Origin of the sequence: Leptospira bouyouniensis, from assembly GCF_004769525.1 — a bacterium.
GTDB classification, from domain to species: Bacteria; Spirochaetota; Leptospiria; order Leptospirales; family Leptospiraceae; genus Leptospira_A; species Leptospira_A bouyouniensis.
This window is the reverse complement of sequence record NZ_RQFT01000003.1, coordinates 852,338-877,117: the sequence shown is the minus strand read 5'-3', so window position 1 is coordinate 877,117 and position 24,780 is coordinate 852,338. Positions and strand designations below refer to the sequence as shown.

The window sequence follows — 24,780 nt, the reverse complement described above, 5'->3', positions numbered from 1 at the left end:
ATCCATTTTGATTCAAATTTATAATACTTAATTTGTATTTGTCATGTACGCATTCCAAAGGTAGTGACAAAACTCAGTCGAATTATTAATCGCTCCTGAAATAGTATGAATTCCAGTGAGGGATGTATATCTTTTTCTGTACGCATCGGTTTCAGAAATGTGAGAAAGTTTCAATTCCAATTCTAACAAAACTTCCTTCCATGACTCACAATGTTGTTTCACGATTGGATCTAATGCTTTGATATTGATTTCTTTTGCATCGGAAATATGGATTTCCCAAAAATGAGGAGGAAATGCTGGTGGAGTGTACCGATCCCGAATGTTTTCAAGATCCTTTTCAATTTCTTGGTCTTTGAAACTATGAAAAAAGAAAAAACTACTAATCTTCAATGATATGGGAAGGTAAAATCGAAAGGTTTTATCATAGGAGACCATTTGTTGTAAAACCCATTCAGGAGATTTTCCACTGGATCTCTTTTTTTGGAAGGATTTGGCATCTAAAGTAGCCAATTCATCAAAACAGTATTGGGCGAAACGAAGTTTCTCTTTCCAGAATATTTCTAATATCTCCGTGACCATGTCCGTTTCGTTCATCTTGGATAGGGGAAAGTATTTTTCAAGTGCGAATCCTTTTTTAGAACCATGTGGCGCTTTGGTTTACCACTCCTTTGTATGAACGAAGACGACCTAACCTGGCGAGAACTTGTGACTAAAAAAGAAGAATTTCTCCACATCCTGCGAATTCTAAACCATTATTACGAAATGAGGGGCGAAACGAAATCCAACCAATTTGCTTTTCGCAGACAACTTGCCGATTCTGACCCAAACTCGGTGCAGATTTTTTTTGCAAGGCTTGGACCATTCGAATACCAAGTCGCTTGTCGAATTTTGCCAAATGAAGAAACGCAAACATGGATCCATATTGATGGCATTGCGGAGGAAAGGGAACGCCTCAAACAAATTGGCAATAACGAACATCCGGTGTTTTCTCTCGTTTGTTTGGGGGATCTTTTTGGGATTTCGGTTCCATCCCTGCTTTCAATTTAAAGGAAATCCCCAAGAAAAATCTTGCTTCTTTTTCAGGGTCGCAATAGGATTTGGCGGTGCATTGGCGTATCGTTTTCCTAGGAATCAATCTATTTGGTTGCTTATTGTTTTTCCCAACAAACAAGATTTCTGCCGAAGATTTCAAAACCCAACACTTCTTAGACGAAGGTTATTTGCAAGGTTGGAACTTTACATTTCGAAACGAGAAGTATAATCTTTTTGCTACTTTTTTAGTGAGTAATTTTGGACCCGGTTCATTTAACAACGGTATATCGCTACTACTAAAGGCAAAAGACCAGCCTGTTTTTTATTCCACAAGAGAGTTTGATGCCGAGGAATACGAATTCAAAAAAGGTCAGTTTTACCAACGAAGTGGTGAAAATTGGATGGAATATAAAAACGGAATTTATTCCTTTTATATGAATTATGGTGATTGGGAAATCAAATTAGATTACAAACCAAGACGTGGGAATGTTCCGATTTCGAAGGGAAGGTTTCCCTTGATGGAAAAAGGAAAATTTGTGCAAGCAGATATTCCTTTTTCATACTCCACTGTCACAGGCACCATTCGATACAAGGATGTAATCGAAGAAGTAAAAGGTGTAGGAGGTTTGGAACATATCCTAACCAACGAGGCCGTGTACCAATTTTCAAAAAAATGGGAACTAGTCAGATCACGAACAAATGATGGTTACCGAATTTTCACCGGTGGTTTTCTTGGAAATTCCAATTTCCCTGGAGAATTTTATCGTCGAGTCGCCGTTCTCAACCCATCTGGGACAATTATTTTAGAAGGAACCGTTGAACGAGTTGAAGTTTTAGAATGGGAAAAAGAACCTACGTCTGGTTATACGATCCCTAAATCAGAAATTTTATACTTTCAGAATGACACTTGCAAATTGAATGTGAAACGAACTCGGCCAATTGCAACCATGAGTGCACTGGAAAATATTTCGTCTTTTTTAAGATTTTTTATCCAATTGTTTTTTGCAAAACCTTACCAGATCCATTGGCTCGCCGAACTAAAGTTAGAGTGTCCTGAATACTCAGGAGAAGCAAAAGGGTATCACTCCAACTATCTAATCAATGAATAAATTCTTTTAGATTATAAAATAAACTTTTGCCCTTCATGTGCGATATGAACTTGCATTCCACCCGGTTTTTGAAGCCTTGCTTCATCCAAGATGATCCTTGCAACTTCATGATCGGTATGGTCTGGTTCATGGTGAGTTAAAACAACAGAACGAATTTCCATCATCTCCGCAAATTCAACAGCTTTGCTAACAGCTGTATGTCCCCAGCCAATTTTTTTCTCAGCTTCCGAAGTGCTATACTGGGCATCGATGATAATGAGGTCTGCCCCTGCGATTTGTGGTTTCATTTTTAATAAATGTTCTCTATCCTCTTCGCGGTATTCAACATCTGTACAAAATAAAAAGATTTTATTTCCTTCTCTGATTCGGTATCCCGTGCAGGAACCTGGATGGCGAAGACCAAATGGAATAATTTTTAAACCACCTAACATATACGATTCAAATTCTTTCCATAAATGGAAATGTTTTTTAGATGCCATTTGTTGAAAGGTGATGGGAAAGTTTTCAGGGTGTTGTTGTCTTTCCAACCTTTCTTCTAAATTGGGAATACAGGAATAAAAATGAATATTTACTGAAGGTGAGTAACCAGGTTTAAAAAAAGGCCATCCTTGGATATGATCCCAATGTGTATGAGAAACCAGGAAATGAAGATCCATTTCCTGGCCACTAAATGCTTCCGGAGCCAGTTGGTTGCCTAGCACACGAAGCCCAGTTCCCATGTCCAAAATGACTCTTTCCCCACCTTCACCTTCAATGAATACACATGTCGTATTGCCACCTAAGTCTTGTGAAAGTGGGATGGGCAATCGATTGACAAACTCTTCTTCAGAGAATCCGTTTGGATCTTTTTTCCACTCTTCTTTTGCCAAGTGCAGAATCTTTACGGTTTTTTCGCGTTGTTCCTGTTTTGAAATCGGCGTTGGAAGAGAACCTCGCACACCAAAAAGAGTTATTTTCATTTAGTTCCTTTTTAAAATCCTGACATTAAATCATCGGAAGAAATACAATTGTTAGTTAATCCTGAAATCCAAGAAAAACTTTGGAAGTTTACTACCAAAACTTCCTATCAGTCAGACTATCTCCTGCAACCTAACGAACGTGGAAAAAAAATCGATCTAAAAAAATCTTTCCCAGATTCGATCCAACAGTTTGTTTTAGAGCTTGGATCAGGTTGGGGTGAAGTTGCCATTGAATTGGCAAAAAATGACCACCAAACAGGTTACCTACTGATGGAAAAAAAGGTAAACCGAATCATCCATACTGAAAAACAAAGAAAAACCTTGGGTTTAGAGAATATTCGTTATATGACCGTTAACTTCCAATGGTTTTTTGATGAGTTACTTGAGAAAGAAATTTTTGACAAAATCATCATCAACTTTCCCGATCCTTGGCCCAAGAAAAAACACCGTAAAAATAGACTAATGCAGTCCTATATGTTACAACAAATATACACTTTGTTAAAACCAGGTGGAGAACTTTTTTTTGCAACTGACTACGGTCCCTATGCTAGAAAAACCATTTCTCTGTTTCGAAAATTTCCTAATTTTATCTGGAAGGAGAAAGAATTTGAATTTGAAAGGCCTGGATTCCCCATTTCCTTCTTCGAAGCTGAAAAAAGAAATGAAGGGAAAAGAATCTACTATCTAAAACGAACCAAACCAATTTGAATGATTGATCATTAATAGATCTCCCCGTGATCTTTGTGAATCCGGGGATTTAATTGAGCAGTTTAATCGACCGTGATGGTACTGATCCGGAGTCCATCTCGTTCTCCTTTCCATGGAACAGATGTTTTTTCTCTTCCTTTGATCAGGAGTAATTCTTTGGATCTTCCTTCTACGACTAATCCATCCATTGGGAAATAAAAGTCCCCTTCTGTTTTATAGGAATCTTTCCATTTCGATCCACCTTTCCAAAGATAGGTTGTGTCTTCTGTATTCACAAGGAGTGAGTCTGGATTTTTCACTACAGACCGAACAGAATCAGTTTTCCCAATTGCATATAATTTTGCTTTTTCGGTACCTTCGTAGATTTGACCACCTAGTTGAACCAAACAAGATTCTTCTAAACAACCAAGGAAGTTTGCCGATTCTTTTGAATCTTTTTTGATGATTGGAGGTGATACCTTTGGTTCTTTTTCGTTGGGAACACTTGGTGTGAAAACTTGGACCAAAAATTCTTTTTTTGTGTCTCGAATTACAAATAGTTTTCCTTCACCATTTATTGAAAATCCAATGAAATCATTTCCATTCCATTCTTCTTGGATTTCCAAATTTGGATTAGTTCGTACCAATTTTCGATTTGGCGATTTGTCTTTTTCTAATAGAAGATAAAATCCATTGGAATCTGCGGAACCTTGTTTGACTTTCCAACCAGCTAATATCTGTTTTTTGAAAGTCATTTTCCCTGATTCAGGATAAATTTTAGTCGCAGTATCATTCGAAATTCCAACCAATTCCTTCCCTGCCACAAGTAATTGAAACGGTGTGGAAGTGTATTGTTTCCATACCAATTCTTTTGTCATTCGGTCATAACCTACAAGAGCAGTCCCATAATTTACAATGATACGGTTTGGATAAACAATGGGAGTCGAAACTGGTGTTCCTGATAAATTCAAGTCAGTGACATGGAGTGGTTCATCGTCCAAAGCATCAGAAGGGAGAAGTCTTGCGTATTTTGTTTCACCATATTCACGTAAGATTTTTTCTTTGACCGCATTACGTTTGGATTTGTTTTTTTCGGACGGAGATTGTTTTTGTTTTGCATCCAAAATTCGGAACTGAGCAAACAAAGCTTCTGCCGAAGGTTCTTCTTTTAAAACACGATCAATTGTTTTTTCGGCTTCATCCAATTTGTTTTCTTTGAAGTAGATATAAGCCAATTGGATTTCACCATCCATAAAATCTGGGTCGGACTTCCGAATAGATTCCAGGATAGATTTTGCTTCGTTTGTTAAGTCTTCATTAAAATATGCAATCGCTAAGTTATATGAAGAAAGTCCAAATTCAGAATCCTTAACCCTTGCTTTTTCAAACTCACGTTTGGCAGCATCCATCTGGTTTAATTTGTAATATGCAAGTCCCTTCGCGACATTACTTGGAGCAAAGTTTGGATTCACTAGGATGGCTTTGTCAAACTCACCAATTGCCGCTTCATAATTTTTGCGTTTCATGGTGACAAGACCTAACATATAGTAGGCGTAATACGAATCTGGTTTTTCTCTCAAAATATCGTAAAATCCATCTTCAGCTCGTTTGAGTTCACCTTTTTTATAATAAAAAGAATAAATCCCTTCTTTAAAAGAAATTGCATTTTCTTTGTTTGATTTGACTGCGTTTTCTAAAATCGAAAGACCCTTTTCTTCTTCGCCTTTTTCGATATAACACTCAGCAATTTTTACGAGCAGTGAGGCTTTAGGAACACGGTCATAAGCCTTTTGATATGGAGTTACAGCTTCGATATATTTTTTACGATTAAAAAGAGTATTTCCTTCTTTGACTAAAGGTAAAATTTCCGCAAAACGAGAATTTTCCGAAACTGTTTTTTCAGTTTCGATTAATTCAGGAATATCCTTCGTATACTTTTTGGATTTTTGAATAAACTCATTTGCTTTTGTATAATTTTCTTTTGCATTTTCTTCAACGGCACGTTTGTAATACAAACTTCCTAAACGGTAATCCACTGCATCGTTGTTAGGAAACTTTTTCTTAAGCCCCATATAAACGGATTCTGCTTCATCCCATTTACTTGCATCTTCTGCAATCCGACCAAGTGTAATCGCACTGAAAGGGTCAGTAGCCGATAAGGTTTCTAATTTTTTAATGAATTCTTTTTCTTTTTTGGATTCACCAGTCTTTGCATAAACACGTGCAAGGCCTTGTAATGCACCAGGATTGGTATTGTCCAATCGGTATGCTTCCAAATAGGATCCTTCCGCTTTTTTATATTCACTAAAGGCGAAATAGGCACGACCATAAGCATTTTGAACCGCTGGGTTTTCTGGATTAACACCCATCGCCTTCCCATATTCATCAAACGCTTGTTTGCGTTTGCCTTGGCGTAAAAAAGAATCACCACTTACGATGAATTTTTGAGATTCTGCTAGGATTTTTGCCTTGCGAATGTCTTCTTTTTTTGCTTTAGGGTGTGTTTCTGCTTTTTTAAGTACATCTAATGCTTCATCGAAACGACCTGAATCAATGAGTACATAGGCAAGGTTCATTTTAGGTTCAATGAAGTTGGGATCCCATGCAGAGGAATCTTGAAAACTGAGTGTTGCTTTTTTAACTTCACCCCATTTCCATTCGCATATTCCTTGTTTGTTGCGAATTTCTGCATTTTTAGGAATTTTTTGCAGAGCTTGTTTAGAAGTTTTTAAACAATCTGAATAGTTATGAGTTTGAATGAGAACATTACACAAACCTACATACGCATTTGCATTTGTATCAGAAAGGGAAATTGATTTTTTAAAACTCTCTTCACTCTCTTTTAATTTACCATTTAAAAGTTGCGCGTTTCCAAGAAATGACCAAACAGAACCATTTTGTGGTTGTAACTCAGCTGCCTTTTTAAATTCGGCTGTTGCTTCCGCGTAATTTTTTTTGTTTAAGAAGTCATTTCCTCTTTGGATGAGAGAGGCAATTTTTGTAGATAACTTTGCGTCTTTTGCTGATTTTAATTCTGGATTTAACTTTTCAGCCCTTGCAAAATAACTTTCTGCTTCATCATATTTTTTTAGCTCTAAACATACATCACCTAGCTGGTTGAGTAACTCTACAGGATAAGGAAAATCTTGTTTGTCTTCCAACGACTTGAGAGTCACCAAACTCTCTTGGTAACGGCCTAAGTTTTTTAAAAGGATACCCGTTTTGTATGTATAAATAGATTCGTCTGGTTTTAATTTGTTTAACGTTTGGTATGTAGAGAGTGCTGCTTCGTTTTCCCCAAGTGTCGATTGGACAGTTCCTAAACCGATGAGTATTTTTTCATTCTGGGGGTCTAAGTTATTACCTTTTTCATATGCAATTTTAGCATTTTCATAATCACCAAGTTGGTATTGGGATGCGCCAAGTAATGCATAACCTTCCACAAGTTCAAATGTTTGGATGGATGATTTTGCCTTTTCCAATGATACATCCATGTTTCCTTTTTGGAATTCGTTACTTCCATCCGCAATGAGAGCACGTGCTTCTTCAATTTTTTGTCGATCAGATGCCGCCGATTTTTCTACTACAGTATCCTTTACTGTGACTGCCTGGAAATCACGGGAACGACAGCCAATAAAAGTTAAAAGCAAAACACATAGAATGCTAAATTTTCTCATTTTTGGAACCTTTGTTCGAACTTAACCATATCTGGGTATTGAATCTTTAAACCTCTGAGTGGAACACCCACCAAAGGAGCATTATGTGGAGTAAGAACACCTAAATTCCAAAATGTTTCAAAACTCCATGGAAATTCTTCTACCATCTTATTACCCAAATATAAACGGATCATTTTTTTCTCGAGATCAGTTGAAAACTTGATACTTCGACCTTTTAACTCATCTTCTTTGTTCCATCGAAAGGAAGAACGAACAGGAGCTTCTAAGTCATTTTGTGAAAATTTTATAATATGAAAATCGGTTTGGTCTACATAAACCAAAATTGAATTATGATTATGGTCATGGATCGATAACCCAACCGCCCCGTTATACTCTTTTTTTAAGTCTAACACAAGTTCGGCTTCCAAATAATCAGGAATCAAATCTTCCGAATACACACCATACCATCCTTTGGGAAGGTCCTTGTTTTTTGCAAATGTCAATTTCCCTGGGAACGTGGCAGAGAAGTTAGGTGAAGGTGAAGTGAGGTTCCAAAACTCTTCCGATTCCCAACCAACTCCATCTTCCAAGGAAATTGGTAAGGCTATCGATGTGATTTGTTTTGGACGGATTTTGATTCCAGCTTTTGCATATTCAAAATGGGAATCAGGTGTTGTTCGAATGAATTGGATCGGATAACTACCATAAGGTACGCCGGATTCGGCATATTGTGTTTTTCCCTTTTTTTGACCAGCAATCACAACATCTAAACCTGGAGGGAAACTAGATACCACAACGGTTCCTTGCGAAATATCATCATTCCATTCTTGGAACACTCTTGTTGTTTTTCCAGCACGGATCAAAATGTTTCGTTTCACTTGGTCTTTACCTGGTTTGGCAAAAGATAAAGTATGTTTACCATTGATTAGCGAATAATTTAAAAGGGGAGCCTTTCCCACTTCCACTCCGTCGAGGTATATGATCGTTCCGGGGGATGTTGAAAAAACAGACACCTTACCTTGTAAGGAAGAAGTAAAATAAGACCGCAAATCATCGTTAGATGGAGAGGAAATTTCTAAAAAGTATGAAGGTACGAACTCTGTTAATGGAAGCAGGTGTTTTTTACCATGAAAAACATCAAATGACTTTATGGATTTGGACTTTGGCTCTTTTTCTTCTTGGTATACAAAAACAGCCTTACCGAAGTTTTGTGAGAGAACTGGGTCTTTGTATTGGATATCTACGGTCAAACGTTCTAATGCTTTTGACAATCTGAGTTCCAACACTAAATCGATATCGTTTGACTCGAAAAATTTAGCATCGGGTTTAGGCGGTGATTTTTGGTACACTCCTAATTTTGAGTGTGGAAAAAGTATTTTTTCCTCAATGAGGGCTAAATCTGAAGTAGAAAACCCCTCTGGAATTTGTTTCCAGAGGAGAGTGAAACTTGGGGTGGGTTTATTTACCAGTCGTTCTCTGTAATCTCTACCCGAAGGAAGGGGTTCAGACTCTCCAAGATCTGGAGTGACAAACTTAGGTTTTGTAAAACTTCGATTGAGTGTTTCGATCTTTGTGACCGAAGAACAATAACCGACTAAAAAACAAAGGACCGGTAAATAAACATATCTCATTTCGTCTTATCAAAACTCTCTTTTGGAGCTAATTTTAGTGAATCTTTTTGCACATCTTTTTTAATGTATTTAGAATCTTCAATTGATTTTGCTGTTGTGATCACTTCGTCTGACTTTGATTTGGTGATTTCACGTGTTTTTGCAGCTTTCTCTAATTCCTCTACAGAAGAACCAAGGTTCATCTTTTGAAGTTCTTCGTTGTTAGACTTGAGTTCGTTTGCAAGGGACTCAAATTGTAACATTTTTGTATTTTCAAACACTAACATTTCTTTCATTTCACCTAAGGATTGTTTGTCCATCGGTTTGATCATTTTGTCAGAAAGTTTTGTGTCAGTAGATACTTCAGCTGACTTTTGTTTGTCGACTACGATTTCATTATCAGAGTTCGATTTACGGATAGCAACGGCTCCGTCAAGTACAGTGTATTTTACAACACAGTTTGAAGATCCACATGCTACGTTTCCACCTTTAGCAGAAGGGTTTTCTACATTGGTTAGGAAAATGGTTCCACGAACACCCGCGATGGAAGTTGGAGTCACAACACTAAACGATTCTGTTTTTCTTTCTTTGCGAAGAACAGTCACGAGTTTTCCGTATTGCATGTTCACTTCTGTTTCACGTGATCCATCGTTTGCGGCAAACGCTTGGCTTACGCTAAGTGATGTATTTTTGTTGAGTTTGAGAACACCATCTTCTCCCACCAAAAGTTCAACCGATCCGTTTTGACCAGTCACAATTGTATCTTGAGAAGTTAAGGTATCACCTAAACTTGGTTTGATTTGACCATTTTCTCTTAAAACTACCACATCCCCTTTTACGAAAGCGATGACGACATTACTGGCTGGTTGGTTTTTATCTGTAACTGTTGTTACAGTCTCTTTTGAGTCTTTTTGGCAAGCTGCGGCAAACATGGCAAAAATCGCCACAAATCCCAAAACCGACAATTTTTGTATGATTGTACGTTTCATATTCCTTCCTCCGGAAATAACTTTCTTAAAATAGATAACAACTGAAGCCTTGGCAACTCTTTTCCCTAATATCTTTTTGTGACTGCTTTTGTCCAATGGTCCCTGCGGGTGACCCGGTAAGGATTCTCCAAACTTTCGATCATGGATTCAAGGCTCTTTCTACGGGTTTCATCCATAGATTCGTTCATACATTTACGCATTGGACATTCAGAACCGAGTTCACAGCAATAAATTTCCTGACATGTTTCCCTAACTTTTCTCAATTCGGGAAAACTTTCCCAAAGTTCAATGGGAGACAGATGGAGGATGCCCCATTCTTTGACCCCTGGGGAATCGATTAGGACCGTATTTCCTTCTAAAAAAAGTGCAAATGAATTGGTAGTGGTATGTTTTCCTTTTTTTGTTGATCCACTGACTAAATTTGTCCTTTGCACCGTTTTTTTGTGAAGGTGGTTCATCAAAGTGGATTTTCCAACACCGGAATTTCCGCAAAGAAAGGTACGTTTGCCTTTAATTTTTTCCCAAAGTGGTAGGATAGATTCTTCTGAGAGGAGAGATACACTCATGACATCATAACCTAACTGACTATAGTAGGTTTCCCTGTCTTCGATTTCCTCTTCGTCTACCAAATCTTTTTTGGTAAAGATGATAAGGGGAGGAATATCTGTCTGGTAGGAAGCAGCAAGCAACCGGTCAATAAATCCAGGTTTGGTTTCTGGGTCTTTACAAGAGGCAAGAATGGCAACTTGGTCAAGGTTTGCACATAACACATGACTGTCGCCTTTGTCACTTTTACGAGTGAGATAATTTTTTCGCTCCAAACGTTCTGAAATGACCCACTCTTCTCCAGAAGATTTTTCCGCACGAACAAGATCACCCACCACAAACGGATGGCGTTCGTTTGAATTTTTAAGGCGGAGTTTGCCTTTGAGTACAGCCCTGGCATACGATGTCTCTTCCGAATAAATCTCGTAATAAGCACCGAAGATACGAGCGATTGTAAATAGTTCTTTACCCAAGTGGAATCTGCACCAAAATTATCTAGTTCTTACATTGTATACAATCCACATGCAAATACAAGTTTTCTTTCGTAATAGTATCATTCTACTTTCTTCTTTTGGTTGGTTTGCAATTGCTTACGGACTGATTTTATTTCAAGTTTCCTATTTATTCACAGTTTCTGTCTTAATGATGGGATTTATTACTTTATCACTCTTCCTTTTCCACCTTCCCAAAGGGCAAATCGTGACCGAAGAAAAACCCAAAAAAAGAGATGAATTATTACAAAACCTCTTTGCCCTTGAAAAGTTCAAAGAAGAACTCATATCGTTTAATGACCCTGACCAAATCAGCGAAACGATCAGCCAATTTTTAGCCTCAAAAATTCCTGCCGAGTTTGTACAAGTGTACACATGGGATGAAAAAGAAGGCCAATTCCGACCTAGGCCATTCCTCGAATCCAAAAACCAAAAACATTCTGACTTACCTTCGATCCCAGTGTTCAATCCATTTTTGTTATGGTTATCTGAAAGAGAAGGAATCCATATCAAAGAAAATTTTATCAATTTTGTGTCCTCCAATCATGAAAGAATCGCAAAAGAAGCCTTACATTTTTTTTCAGACACGAAATCGGAGTTAGTTGCTACACTTTCAATCAAATCTAGTTTAGTCGGATTTATTTTACTTGGAAAACACAAGGAAGGAAAAGTTTACGACTTAGAAGAAATTGAAATCATATTAGAAATTCTGTCGGTTTCTCTCATGTCACTTTCCAATTCCATGATTTACCAACAGTTATTAAATTTAACTGAAACACTTGAAGCAAAAGTGAGAGAACGTACCAAGGAATTGGAAGAAACACAAGCCCATCTGGTTCAATCCGAAAAAATGGCATCACTTGGGGTGATGGTAGCAGGGATTGCTCACGAAATCAATACACCAGCAGCAGTCATCAACGGTGCAGCTGATAATTTGGATGCCAATTTAGTTTTCGTATTATCTCACTTAGGTGACATCACTCACCTCATCCAAAATCCAGATTTTCGATCTCTTTATTTGGATATTTTATTTAGTTTTGTAAAAGAAGATCCAACGACAAAAATCGATCCCAAAGACAAATTTAAATTAAAACGAGAAACAAAACTAAAATTCATCCAAGATGGTATGCCAGAAAATGATGCCACCGATCTTGCTACTTTTCTCATAGACCAACATTTGATGCATATGCAAGAAGAACTCTTAAGGATCTGGAAATCTGGTGGAAAAGAAACATTTGAGATGTTAAAAAATACATTAAGTTTACAACGAAATATAAAAAATATCAAATATGCGATTCGTAATATCGTTAGAATTGTAAAGGCTTTGAAATACTACTCCCACTTAGGTCAAAATTCATATGAAGTTGCTGACCTTCATGAAGGGTTAGAGAATACATTGGTCATCATGCAAAACCAAATCAAACATGGTGTGGAAATTGAACGTAATTATGGTAGCATTCCACCTGTTCGTTGTAATTTGGATGAACTAAACCAAGTTTGGACAAACCTGATCACAAATGCTATCCATGCGATGAAAAAAACTGAACATCCAAAACTTATCATTTCCTCAAGTAGGATTGGAGAGGAATATGTGCTGGTTAGTTTTGAAGACAATGGATCGGGTATCCCCAATGAAATTAAGGATAAAATTTGGGATCCGTTTTTTACAACAAAAGACCAAGGTGAGGGAACTGGGCTTGGACTTGGGATCGTAAAAGGGATCATCGAAAAACATAAAGGTAGGATCGAAGTAGAATCTACACCTGGTCGAACTTTATTTATGGTGTACTTACCGTTAGTTGGTCCAGGTGATGTACCAAATCTCCCTAAAGAAATATTTAGGGAGGTAAGAGGATAAAGATTAGTAATAAAGTGGTCTACTTAAAAGTTTTTCCCAGTTTTCTTTTGTAGATTCAAACTTCTGTTTCGATACTCCAGCTTCTGTTTCATTTGCAGTTTGTTTTGCTTTTGACCATTTTTGGAATTCAGCGATTGCAGTTTCTCTTAAATGTGCCAATTGTTCGGACCAAGATTTTAGTTTTTCTTCCCCGAGATTTGCATACAAACGAATGGTTTCTTTTTCTTTGATGAACATTGTCTTTTGTAAGATTTTTTCTTCTGAAACTTTTTTTAAGTTATAGGTAAGACCAAAATAAGAAAGGAATTTGATCATCCATTTGGATGGATCATAATCATACCATCGAATCCCGTTGCGATAATCCATTTGGAATTCATGATGGAAGTTATGGTATCCCTCACCAAACGTAAAAAATGCGATGATCCAGTTGTCACGAGCAGTTTGTTCTTTGGAAAATGTTCTTTCTCCCCAAACATGGCATGCGCTATTGATAAAAAATGTAAATTGATGGACAACGAATAATCGTAAAAAACCAGCAACAAAGAATCCTTCTAAAAAACTTCCCCACAACATTGTGATGAGTCCTGGTAGGATAAAACACATAAAGATAGAAATTGTATAAAAATGTTTATGTTGCCAAAGTACCAAAGGATCATTTACTAAATCTTGGACACCATGTTGGACATAGTTACGTTTACGAAACAACCAACCAATATGTGCATACCAAAATCCTTTTTTGATAGAATATGGATCTTTATCTGTATCTACAAATTTATGGTGGATTCTATGGTCTTCACTCCATTCAAGTGCTGTGGATTGGAAAGCAGCAGCACCAAACAACAATAACAAAAGTTTGATGGGAGCTTTTGCTTCATAGGCTTTATGAGAAAATAGTCTATGGTAACCTACAGTAATCCCCATTCCGGTTGCAAAAAAATAAAACAAAAAGAGAGCCCAAGTGCCTAAGTGGATTGTATCGTAAAGGTAAACATACAAAGTTCCGAAAATACCAACGAGTGGGGAAGTGAGTAAAAATATGGTCGTGACCCAATCTATTGGGTTTTTGACTTTGAATTCAGCTTGTGTCGTCATAGAAAATTCCTGTTCCATGGAATTTGAGTCCTTATCGGGGATTCTGGTTGCAAAAAAATGAGTACAGATCGTTACAAACCGGGAATTTTAGAGCAATGGGGACGCCGTGTCCTCATTTCCTTGCGTACAAACGCGAAACAAGAAAGACAAAAACCTGTCAGCTTTTCCCAAACTTCCAGAAAAATCCTTTTCCATGGTTGGTTTTGGTCTTTTTGGATTGGTTTTTTTCCTTCCATCACCTTTGTGTATCTTTCCCTTTATTTACCAGCTTTTTCATTTAGTTCGTTTCCTTCCTTATCCTACCAAGGTTTGTTTGGGTTTCTTTCTCTGCTAACAATTGTTACTGTACTGGAATTTTACTTACTATTTCGATTGGGGTTTTATTTGTCGTATCAAATGGCAAAGGCTGCCGATGTGGAACTGGCTGACGAACCAGAACTCATCACACCAATCCCTGGTATGATGGCAAGACTAGTCTTGGAAATCCCCGACCCAAGGATCCGTTTGTATGGAATTGATCCGTATAAACATTTAAATGAGAGGGCATTATTTTTTAGGACCATACTTTATAAAAGTAAGGTATTTTTGTCAAATATTATCGCAAAACTTTTGTTAAAGGTAATTTTGGGAAGGACAAGTTTACGTTTTTTGATTGAATACATTTCAGGACCCATTACAGGTTTATGGGATAGTGTTACAACCTATCTTATACTATTTGAACTCAGAAAACGAATCATCACAAGAAAACTTGCAGATTCAATATTACATCAAATCAAATCAGAAGATAGAAATCCAAAACTAATTGAATCTGTGCTTCGGTCGGTTGCACTTTCGATTGTGTATACCAAAACCTTCCATCCAAATTTTGAATATTTACTCTTCGGTTTACTTAGCCTTTTGAAAAATAAAGAACACCTACAAAACTTGGATGATTGGGAATCATTTGTAGGATCCTTTTTACTGTTAAATGAAAAGGAAAAAAAATGGCCGATTTCTGTATTTGCAATCTGTTCTTCCTTTGATGGAAAATTGAACGAAGAAGAATTACATGCTTTTAGCGAGCTCACCCACCTATCTCCAGCTACCATTCTTACCCAGGTAAGACATTTAAGCGAAACCATCCAAAAGGGAGAACTGGCAGAATCTTTCCTTTGGATGGAAAAAATCCTTCCACAAGAAAGAAACACTTAAGAGAATGAATCCCAGTCTAAAAGAAACATAGGAGAAAATATGGCACAAGTAACACTCAAAGGAAACCCAGTTCCTCTCGAAGGATCGATCCCAAAACCAGGAGACAAAGCACCTGATTTTAGGGTCGCCAAACAAGATTTAAGTGATATTACATTAAAAGATTTAGCAGGAAAGGTAAAAATCCTTGTGGCGGTTCCAAGCCTCGACACTCCCGTTTGTGCCATTGAAACCAAAAAATTCAATGAAAAAGTCGCAAAGGAAAATGGAATCACAACGCTCATCGTCTCAGGTGATTTACCATTTGCGATGAAACGATTTTGTACAACAGAAGGGATTAACTCTGATAATCTCATCACAGGTTCTCAGTTCAAAGACTTTTCTTTTTCCAAAAACTATGGAACTCATATCTCTGGAGGACCACTCGCTGGACTTTCCGCAAGAGCTGTGTTTGTCGTGGATAAAGATGACGTCGTACGATATTCAGAGTTAGTTCCAGAAATTGGAAGTGAACCAAACTATGATACCGTACTAGCTGAAGCTAAGAAACTGGTTTAACTAGCGTATTGATTTGGCAGGGAAGGTTTAACTTTTCTGCCAATATTTTGATTTTTGAAACCAAATCCTCATCAAAACTAAAAAATACAACATGCCAATCATTATCTGCGTTCAAAATGCATTGTAATGTGTATTCCAAAGCTACATCTCTTCTTGCCACATCCATATGTCTAAATGGCTCATCTAACAATAAATAAGGGATATTGAACTGATTTCCAATCCGAAACGCATATTCCAATCTTAATACAAAAGAAATTTGTTCTTTCGTTCCCGTTGACAATTGACTAAACGAAAATTGTCCTTCTCTCGGATCAGTTGTGACTTGTATTTCATCTGAAAAACCATTCCATTGAATTTGTTTTGATGGTAATGTACCTTTGATAGAATCCATTCTCTCTTGAAGGGAACGAACTAATGAAGACATTTTATCTGTACTCTCAGCTTGCATCTCGGCAAAAATATCGATGAGAATTTCAAAGGCTTGGAAATTTTTTTCCAACTCAACTTTCTTTATTTCTTTGGACTCTAGATTTTTTTTAGCGTTTTCCCATTCTTTTTGGCCGGGAACCATTTGGGATTCTAATACGGCTTTCCCAGTATCCAATTTTTTTTCTAGATCAATAATCTTAACTTCCAAACTACGAATCGATTCGGATAGTTCTCCAATACGATTTTCGATTCGTTGTTTGGTGGTTCGGTCTTCTGGTTGGAATTGTTTACCAATTCCATTTTTCTCCCAATCACTCATTTTATCTTTTAGTTTGAGTTTGAGTGATTCGATCCCTTCAGTTTCCCATTTTTTAACTTCCAGGTTAAGTGTGTCTTCTATAGTTTTGATTTTATCCGTTTTCAAACGGATTTGAACCAATGATTCACTGAGTTCTGTTAATGAGTTCACACCTAATTTTTGAAAGAGGGAGGAAAGTTCTTTTTCCTTTACTTCCAAAATATCTTTTTCTTTTTTGAATTGGTTTTCGTGGATTTGTAATTCCGCATCGAATTTGGATACCATGTCTGCTAAATTCTGTAATTCAAATTTCAGTTTTGTGTATTCTCTTTCATACCTTTGGAATGATAAAAACAAAGAATCCAAATGAAGAGAATCAGGTTTCCATTCTCCTAATGTTTTGGTTTCCATTTCACTGGCGATTCGACGGATCATTTCATTCCATTTGGATTCATCCTTTTCCAGTATCGTTTCTTTCATCTTCATACCAAAAAACAATGATAATCCAAAAAATAAACCAAGTGGAATATAAAACCAAGACCCTAAATCAGAAAAAAGTATCACAATCATTGTGATAAGAGTTATAAAAAACGATATAATCGCCAAACTTCTGTATAACGGATTCCAAATGGTTCGTGGTATGACAGGGAAATCCTCCTGGAATTTACGCAAACCTTCTTTCCAAGTTTCAAAAAATGGAAAGTATGATTCTAGTTTTAGGAATTTAGATTCTAAACTAGACAAATTCAATTTAGAAGCAGTTTTCCTTTCTTCTAATTCTCCTATCCTTTCTTTTGTCGAAACAATTTTTTGATTACTAGACCGAATGGATTCTTCGAGTTGTTTTGTTTGTTTTTCAGAATCATTTTGTAAAAATTTTGAATCGTTTTTTTTCTCTAGGGACAACATCTCCCATTGTAAAATCTGATGATAAACTCGATCTGCTTCTGCATGTTGTTCTTTTTGTTTTAACTCTTCGAATTGTTTTTGTAGTTTGATTTTTTCAGATACAAAATTTTCAATTTCAACTTTTTTGTTTTGCCTATCCAATTCCCAAATAGGAAGTTCAGCAAATTGGTTTGAAATTTGATTTAAGTTTCTTTCTGATTCATCGAGTTTTCGTTTGGCGGCATCTAACTCAGATAAGGTCAAATTCCAATCCTTTGCCACCTTTCGCACACCAGTTTTTGAAACTTGTTGTTCTGCCATTTCCTTTAGGTGGTTTGGATTGTAACCACTGTCAAAGATTGATTGTTCAATGACCGATGTCAGTTCACTATCTGAACCAACTTCCATATTCCCTTCACGAATCACTAATGAATTTAAAAATAAATTCGGTGCTAAATTTTGTTTTTCGATCCCCAAATCTGAATTTCTATTTTCTTGGTATCTTTCATTTAATAGTTTTCCGTACTTTTTTGTACCAGTGACTTTTACAAGAGCAGAAACAAAGGCATCCAAAATGGTAGTTTTTCCTGATTCGTTTGGCCCTGTAAATACGGTGATTTTTTGAATGGGAAATTCTTTTGAGCTAAAAATTCCAAAGTTTTCAATTTTTAACTTCATTTCACTTTCCCCCCATCCAAGATAAATCGAATGCCTGTGACCCGAGTGTGTCGCCAGAGATCAGGATCCATATGGTTTTTTCTTTCGTTCATTTTATCAAGAAATTGTTTGATGAATTGATTTTCAGAGATATGATGGATAACAACAATTTGAGATTCATCAGGATCAAATTCACAAATCCGAAATTTGTGTTTCCAATTCTGGTTTATGATTTCTTGGAATTTTTGTTTGCCGTCCATTGAATCGACGTAACCAACAAATCGAAAACATATCCAATCATTGGGAGATGTGTCTTTCAAATACTCATCTACACTTAGATCTGGATTTCCATCTGTATCTAAAGAAACAATAATCTCACGGTACTGGCCTGCTGACTTCCAAGTAACAAATTCTGTTCGAACATTTCCCTTCTCGATCTCGATGAAGATTCCACCTCTTGGACCAAACTCACCTTTTCGCCAAACTCGTGAAGACCCCGCATAACCCACATTACATTTTCCTACAGTCCCCATACGGTGACGATGTAAATGTCCTATGGCTAAATAATCCAAATCCAAACTTTGTAACAAATTGGGATCTAAGTAAGATCCACCTTCTTCCTCTTCTTCTTGCAATCCAGTGAAACTCATTCCCGAAACGGTTCCATGTGCAAATCCAATTCGGAGTGCGGTTTTTTTGGGTAAAGGTGGGTTTAATAAAATTTCAGAATAGTTATCTTGGTGTGGGATGGCTACAAATTCAATTCCATCTTCTTCCCATAATGTAAAGGGAGTAGAGTCCAAAACAATCACTTTCTTTGACCAGTCGTAGGCCGCATAAGCATTGTTATTTCCTTTTTTATCTAAGATTTCATGGTTCCCTGGTAAAAAATAGACAGTGCCAGAGTAATTTGACACAACTTTTAAAAAAGGTGCACGGAGAGCTTCCAAATCAGGGAAGGTATTGAACAAATCCCCACAAATGAAAATTTTTTGAACCCCATTGGACTCGGCAGTTTCAACAATCTCATTTAGAACCGCTAAGGAATAAATTTCTTCTTTTTTTGTGGAAATGGAAAGATGTAGGTCAGATACTTGTAAGAATTTCATATAGCTTCGTGTAAGGGAGAGTATACCTCTCCCCTAGGACAAAGTACAGAAGTTCGCAAAAAAAAGCAAGACCCGGTTAAATGACTCTGTCTTTTTTGAAACCTGAAATACTGTCTTTTGAAAACCCTAATTGCATTAAAATTTCCTCCGTATGTTCTCCATGTTCTGGTGGGTCATTTCGGTACACAAAAGGAGTTTCTGAAAAATGAAATGGCGATCCAAATTGTAGAATCGGTCCGTATTTAGGATGATTCCTTTCTAGCACCATCCCTCTCTCTTTCATATGTGGATCTTCTGACACTTCTTTCATATTCAAAATCGGAGAAAGACAAGCATCCGTATTATCAAAAATAGGTTGTAAATCGGCAAAAGTTTTGGATTTAAAATAATCAGTTAACTTTTGTTTAATGATTGAAAGATTTTCCTCAACCATCGGATGTTCCTTTGTTAAATTTTCCATCCCCGCTGCACGTAAAAAAGTTTGGAAAAACATATCTTCCAAAGCACCGAGTGCAACATAACGACCTTCTTTTGTTTCATATACATTATAATTTGGTAATTTACCAGAAAGGATATCATTTCCTGCCTCTGGAGAAACACCAGATGCTGATAATATTCCACCATAAAGTGAGATGAATTGGACAGATGCATCTGTCATGGAAATGTCGATGCGTTGTCCTTTGCCTGTTTTCTCTCGGTAGTATAATGCCGCAAGGATCGCCGAAAGTGCAGTGAGTGTTCCACCTCCAACATCTGCCATTTGGAATCCTGCAGGTCTTGGAGGATTTCCTGTTTGGTCTAATACTCCAGAGATGGCCAAATAATTCAAATCATGTCCTGCAAAGTCTACGTACTTGCCACTTATCCCGTAGCCAGAAATTCCACAGTAAATCAAACGTGGGAATTTTTCTTTTAACACATCATATCCAATTCCCATTTTATCCATTCCATCTGGACGAAATCCTTCTAAAAGAATATCAGCGTCTTCTAATAGTTTGAATAAAATCTCTTTGGCTTGTTCTCGTTTTAAGTTCAACGTGATCGCTTTTTTGTTTCGGTTAAGCATCATAAAGAGTGCAGGGTAACCTGTTTTCCCTTTGAACATGGCTCTCGAACCGTCATAGGCACGCGGGTTTTCAATTTTGATAACCTCTGCCCCCATATCAGCAAGGTGTTGGGAACAAAGTGGACCTGGAAGGAGTAAAGACAAGTCCACTACTTTCACTCCTGAAAGTGGTCCTTTGGAATTCGAATTCTCAATTTGTTGTTTCATGTTTTATTGCATATCCTGGAAATTTTTTTCTAAATCGGGGCTTTTTTCTCGTAGAATATAGAGGGAGAACCCTAAATGGGATTCATTAGAGGACAATTCGGATTGCTGTTCAAACATAGATTCTTTCATATCCTCCTCTTACTCTCCACGACTTTCGTCTCCTGCCAATCGGTAACTCCTGTTAATTTACAGATGTTGTTCGGATCTTTTTTTGTTTCGGCCGCCGCACAAGGTTCTGTCATATACGAAGCTCCCAATTTTTTATTCACGAGTGAAAATGGAAAACAAGCAGAATTCATACTTCGTTTGAACATCGAACCAAACAGTTCAGTGAGAATTGGACCAATTACCATCTCCGACCCAACAGAGGGTGTACTATTGTCTGATACTTTTATCAATTTTACGGAAGATGATTGGGATTCTCCACATATCGTACGTTTGGCGGGTGTAGATGATATTTTATCTGATGGAAATCAAAATTATCGAGTGCAGCTTGGAAATATTTTAACATCAGATATACGCTTTTCCGCAGGGAGTCTACCTGTGCTCCTTTTGGTAAATACAGATAATGAATCTTCAGGAGTTGCTGCAAGCCCATCTTTTGGACTTCTCACTTCAGAGACTGGCGAAACAGGTCAAATTTCTTATGTTTTACAAACACGACCTATGCAAGATGTTTACATCCGTAATTTTGTTTCCAATGATACAACAGAAGCTACGGTCGAATCCATAGAGTTAGTTTTTACACCTAACAACTGGGATGTGCCACAATCTGTGACCGTCACTGGTGTTGACGACTTTAGTGTTGATAATAGTACTTTTCAAATCTCTGCTGATGCAACAATATCTATGGACCCAGCATATTTAGGAAAGGTTGTACCTGTCATCACAGGAACCAATGTAGACAATGACATCGCGGGTTTTACCGTTGTTAATCTTTCAGGACTCACTACGACGGAAGCAGGTGGAGCGATCAGTTTTGGTATTGTATTGAATACACTCCCCACAAATGCAGTTACCATTCCTTCGATTCTTGCAACTCCAAGTACTGAGGCAACTACAAGTCCAAATACACTTACATTTGCACCAGCGGAATGGTTCACCCCAAAAATCGTAACTGTCACTGGAGTGGATGAGTATATTGCAGATGGGCCGCAAACGGTATCTATCGTTTCAAGTGCCGCAACTTCTGCCGATACAGATTACAACGGTTTGGCGGGCCCCGTTTTTCCATCTATTACCAATACAGACAACGATGTCCCAGGATTTATACTCACCTCCCCTGGGAGTCTGACTATTTCTGAAAATGGAGGGATCCTTAATTTTACGATTCGTCTTTCTTCCCAACCGCCTCCTGGATCTACGGTTACTTTAACGGGTATAAACGAAAACAATACGATCACTAATGTAAATACAAATACATTAGTGTTTACGAATGCCAATTGGAATATTGACCAATTAGTACAAGTGACAACTAACAATAACTATACTGATGAAGATACAAGGACTGTAACTTTACAATTTGGATCTGTGGATACAGGAGGAAGTGCTGATCCAGTATACAATGCGATCACTCCACCTACACAAGTAAGTTTCTCAGTCACAGATGATGATACTGCAGGGATTACAGTCACACCGATTGGAGGACTTGTTGTACATGAAAATGGAACTCCTTATACCGAGACATTTACAGTGGTTTTAAATTCACAACCAACACAAACTGTCTCCATTCCAACAATTTCATCTAGTAACACTTCAGAAATCACAGTCTCCCCTACTTCGTTGTCTTTCACGACTGCAAATTGGAATACTCCTCAAACCGTCACCATCACTTCGGTGTTAGATGGAATTGATGATGGAGATCAGAATGTAAATATCAATTTCTCGAATTCATCCTCTACCGATCCTAAATACAATTCCATATCGATTCCTGCAGTAACAGCGATAAATACTGATAGTAACGAACCTTTAGTGCGAATACAAAACTTATCTGCATCTTCTATTGTTGAAAATGGAACATCAACCATCACATTTGAATTACGATTATCTTTAAAACCAAATGCTAACGTCGTTATTGGTCCTATTACCTCTTCTGATGGTACCGAAGCTGTATTACTCAATAGCTCATCAGGAGTGGCTGCTTCCCGTACACTCACATTCACACCTACTAATGGACAAGTGGGAAGTTATACGGGAAACAATAGTGAAAGTGGTTGGGACGTCCCTCAAACCATAACGATCAGGTCAGTAACTGACTCTTTTGATGATGGAGATATCCCAGTGACGATCCATATCCCACAGGCAAGTGGTTCTTATTTTACTGGATTGTATCCCACAGGGGCAGTTCCAGGTTATACAGACACAAACGGAAATTTGGTGGTCACAATAACAGACAATGATACAAAAGGATTTACTTTTTCTACTAACACAATGAACCTAACAGAAGGTGATGCCGATGGAACATTTACCGTTCGATTGAATGCAGCGCCCTGTGATACTCCAGGGAACTTGGCATCGTGTGCAAGTGGTTCTATTACCATCCCGATTTCAGCTGAGACATTTTCCTTACCCGATTCCACTCAATATACAGTTTCCCCAACAAATCTTACTTTCACACATACAAATTATGCAACACCACAAACGGTGACAATTTCTGTGGTCAACGATTCCATTAATGAATCCAACACAAGGACCCATACACTTACATTAGGTGCTATTTCTGGTTCGGGGACAGACTATGAAGGTCTAAATCCAAATGATGTTACTATCAACATCACTGATAACGACAATCCATCTCCTAAAATTTTATTCACCTTGGATACAGGACAGCCTTACTTTACAACAGAATCTGGTTTTTCTACTTTTTATAGTTTGCGCTTAGGGAGCAGGCCTGTCTCAGGAAATTCTGTCACCGTGACCTTAACGACATCTGACTCAACTGAAGGGATGATCAATGACAGTGGTACACCTGTTAGTTCGAAACAATTTGTCTTTAATGAAACCAATTGGAGCACATCTGTTCCTGTGGAAATTGTTGGAGTATCGGACATATTAAGCGACGGAAATATAAATTATAATATTACCGTTTCAGGAGCCGAAACGGGATCCTTTCCCGCTTGGTATGATAGTTTTGTAGGAAGCAATGGTACTACCGCTAACTTAATTAACTATAGTGTCTCAGAAAATCCTGTAACCGTTATCACTCCACAGTCTATGGTTCGAGCAGAAAATGCCGCATCATTTTCCATTTATATCTTACTCAGCCAAGCCCCTACTGATGATGTTACGGTACCAATTTCGATTCCATCAAGTTTTCCGTGTACTTTATTTACAGGACCGACAGTTACACAGTACACAATATCAACTAACACTCTGACCATCACAAATGCCAATTGGAATACGATCGGATCGCACAACACAATCACCGTCACACCATATGATGATTCTGTCGATGATGGGAATGTAGTTTGCCCAATTGAGGTAGGTGTTCTTTCTTCGACTGATGGATTTTATAATGGTGTGAATCCTTATCCCTCGTCAAATTACCCTGAACTCACATTAAATGACAACGATGCTTCTGGACTCACCACCTCGGGATTTTCTCCGACCACAGTGATCACATCTCAATCTGGAGCAAGTTCTGAATTTTATATCCATCTCAATTCACAACCAACAACTGATGTGACAATTAATTTTGCAGCTACACCGGGTGGGCTTGTCTCATTTCCTACAGCGCCTTTGACTTTTACTCCCACTAATTTTGGAACAGGTCAATTGGTTACGATTGTTGGCCAAAACACTTCTGATGTATTGGATGTTAACTATAACATCACACCACAAATCACATCAAGCGAAACAGGGACAGGATTTTCACCATCCACCATTTACAGTGCACTCTCACCTAGTCCCATTCCAGGTGTCCACATTTACAATTTATATGATATCGTTCCCTGTACAGATCCAAATCCTATGGTTGCTTGTGGGACGTCACCAAATGTTTCAGGTGGGCTTGTCACTTCACCTAACTTAATCACAACGGAATCTGGTGGCCAGTCTAGATTCCAAGTCCGATTACGAGCACGACCAACTTCAAATGTGACAATCAATGTAACAAGCTCAAATGTTTCAGAGGGAACTACTTCTGTCCCAAGTTTCACTTTTACTTCCACCGATTGGAACACCTTCCAAAATATTGTGATCACAGGAGTGGATGAAGGTATCATGGATGGAAATACAATTTATTCGATTTTGTTTGGATCTCTTTCCGGTGGTGGGACTGGTTTTAATGGGGAAACTTTACCCAATCTTTCTGTCACTAACCTGGATAACGATTAGAAAATCTTGTGAAATA

Annotated in this window: 17 protein-coding genes; 7 read left to right on the top strand and 10 right to left on the bottom strand. The window is 37.7% G+C overall.

The window, feature by feature from the left end; translation table 11 throughout:
- Window positions 1-27: 27 nt before the first annotated feature.
- Window positions 28-579, bottom strand: a complete 552-nt coding sequence (locus tag EHQ43_RS05740) for a hypothetical protein (RefSeq protein WP_244242652.1) — start codon at window positions 577-579, stop codon at window positions 28-30.
- A 93-nt stretch (window positions 580-672) separates the two neighbouring features.
- Between EHQ43_RS05740 and EHQ43_RS05735 the strand changes: the two genes are divergently transcribed.
- On the top strand, window positions 673-1,047 hold the full coding sequence (locus tag EHQ43_RS05735; RefSeq protein ID WP_135740441.1) for an LIC_13246 family protein: 375 nt from the start codon (window positions 673-675) through the stop codon (window positions 1,045-1,047).
- Between the two features lie 83 nt (window positions 1,048-1,130).
- On the top strand, window positions 1,131-2,141 hold the full coding sequence (locus EHQ43_RS05730; RefSeq protein WP_341867035.1) for a hypothetical protein: 1,011 nt from the start codon (window positions 1,131-1,133) through the stop codon (window positions 2,139-2,141).
- Window positions 2,142-2,152: 11 nt separating this feature from the next.
- Here EHQ43_RS05730 and EHQ43_RS05725 read toward each other — a convergent pair whose 3' ends face one another.
- Window positions 2,153-3,100, bottom strand: a complete 948-nt coding sequence (locus EHQ43_RS05725) for an MBL fold metallo-hydrolase (protein WP_135739710.1) — start codon at window positions 3,098-3,100, stop codon at window positions 2,153-2,155.
- Window positions 3,101-3,148: 48 nt separating this feature from the next.
- Between EHQ43_RS05725 and trmB the strand changes: the two genes are divergently transcribed.
- Complete coding sequence (gene trmB, locus EHQ43_RS05720) at window positions 3,149-3,808, top strand: tRNA (guanine(46)-N(7))-methyltransferase TrmB (RefSeq protein WP_135739711.1); 660 nt, start codon at window positions 3,149-3,151, stop codon at window positions 3,806-3,808.
- A 62-nt stretch (window positions 3,809-3,870) separates the two neighbouring features.
- Here the strand turns inward: trmB and EHQ43_RS05715 are convergent, their stop codons facing one another.
- From EHQ43_RS05715 to rsgA, 4 genes are all read right to left on the bottom strand, one after another.
- Window positions 3,871-7,464 (bottom strand): tetratricopeptide repeat protein, encoded by a 3,594-nt coding sequence (locus EHQ43_RS05715; RefSeq protein WP_135770337.1) that lies wholly within the window; start codon window positions 7,462-7,464, stop codon window positions 3,871-3,873.
- The gene (locus EHQ43_RS05710; RefSeq protein WP_135770336.1) at window positions 7,461-9,074 is read right to left on the bottom strand and encodes an LIC10124 family lipoprotein; all 1,614 of its coding nucleotides are present in this window, start codon (window positions 9,072-9,074) and stop codon (window positions 7,461-7,463) included. The genes EHQ43_RS05715 and EHQ43_RS05710 overlap by 4 nt, the downstream gene beginning before the upstream one ends.
- Window positions 9,071-10,042 (bottom strand): FecR family protein, encoded by a 972-nt coding sequence (locus tag EHQ43_RS05705; RefSeq protein ID WP_135739714.1) that lies wholly within the window; start codon window positions 10,040-10,042, stop codon window positions 9,071-9,073. The genes EHQ43_RS05710 and EHQ43_RS05705 overlap by 4 nt, the downstream gene beginning before the upstream one ends.
- 65 nt (window positions 10,043-10,107) lie before the next feature.
- Window positions 10,108-11,061: a ribosome small subunit-dependent GTPase A gene (rsgA, locus tag EHQ43_RS05700; protein WP_135753256.1), complete on the bottom strand. Its 954-nt coding sequence runs from the start codon at window positions 11,059-11,061 to the stop codon at window positions 10,108-10,110.
- Between the two features lie 49 nt (window positions 11,062-11,110).
- On the opposite strand from rsgA, the gene EHQ43_RS05695 reads away from it, so the two are divergent.
- On the top strand, window positions 11,111-12,937 hold the full coding sequence (locus EHQ43_RS05695; RefSeq protein WP_135739716.1) for a sensor histidine kinase: 1,827 nt from the start codon (window positions 11,111-11,113) through the stop codon (window positions 12,935-12,937).
- Window positions 12,938-12,940: 3 nt separating this feature from the next.
- Here EHQ43_RS05695 and EHQ43_RS05690 read toward each other — a convergent pair whose 3' ends face one another.
- The gene (locus EHQ43_RS05690) at window positions 12,941-14,029 is read right to left on the bottom strand and encodes an acyl-CoA desaturase (RefSeq protein WP_135740442.1); all 1,089 of its coding nucleotides are present in this window, start codon (window positions 14,027-14,029) and stop codon (window positions 12,941-12,943) included.
- Between the two features lie 57 nt (window positions 14,030-14,086).
- Between EHQ43_RS05690 and EHQ43_RS05685 the strand changes: the two genes are divergently transcribed.
- Window positions 14,087-15,220 (top strand): LBF_2804 family protein, encoded by a 1,134-nt coding sequence (locus tag EHQ43_RS05685; protein WP_208730894.1) that lies wholly within the window; start codon window positions 14,087-14,089, stop codon window positions 15,218-15,220.
- Between the two features lie 39 nt (window positions 15,221-15,259).
- Complete coding sequence (gene tpx, locus EHQ43_RS05680; protein WP_135739718.1) at window positions 15,260-15,775, top strand: thiol peroxidase; 516 nt, start codon at window positions 15,260-15,262, stop codon at window positions 15,773-15,775.
- Here tpx and EHQ43_RS05675 read toward each other — a convergent pair.
- The 3 genes from EHQ43_RS05675 to EHQ43_RS05665 form a co-directional block, all read right to left on the bottom strand.
- Window positions 15,759-18,068, bottom strand: coding sequence for an ATP-binding protein (locus EHQ43_RS05675; protein ID WP_135770334.1), 2,310 nt, complete (start codon window positions 18,066-18,068; stop codon window positions 15,759-15,761). The two genes, tpx and EHQ43_RS05675, sit on opposite strands and share 17 nt — an antisense overlap.
- Window positions 18,065-19,156 carry a metallophosphoesterase family protein gene (locus EHQ43_RS05670; RefSeq protein WP_135770333.1) on the bottom strand — a complete coding sequence of 364 codons (1,092 nt, stop codon included), beginning with the start codon at window positions 19,154-19,156 and terminating at the stop codon, window positions 18,065-18,067. The genes EHQ43_RS05675 and EHQ43_RS05670 overlap by 4 nt, the downstream gene beginning before the upstream one ends.
- Before the next feature lie 76 nt (window positions 19,157-19,232).
- Window positions 19,233-20,429, bottom strand: coding sequence for a CaiB/BaiF CoA transferase family protein (locus tag EHQ43_RS05665; RefSeq protein ID WP_135739721.1), 1,197 nt, complete (start codon window positions 20,427-20,429; stop codon window positions 19,233-19,235).
- Between the two features lie 75 nt (window positions 20,430-20,504).
- Here EHQ43_RS05665 and EHQ43_RS05660 point away from each other — a divergent pair, with 75 nt between their 5' ends.
- Complete coding sequence (locus EHQ43_RS05660; protein WP_135770332.1) at window positions 20,505-24,764, top strand: beta strand repeat-containing protein; 4,260 nt, start codon at window positions 20,505-20,507, stop codon at window positions 24,762-24,764.
- Window positions 24,765-24,780 lie beyond the last annotated feature (16 nt).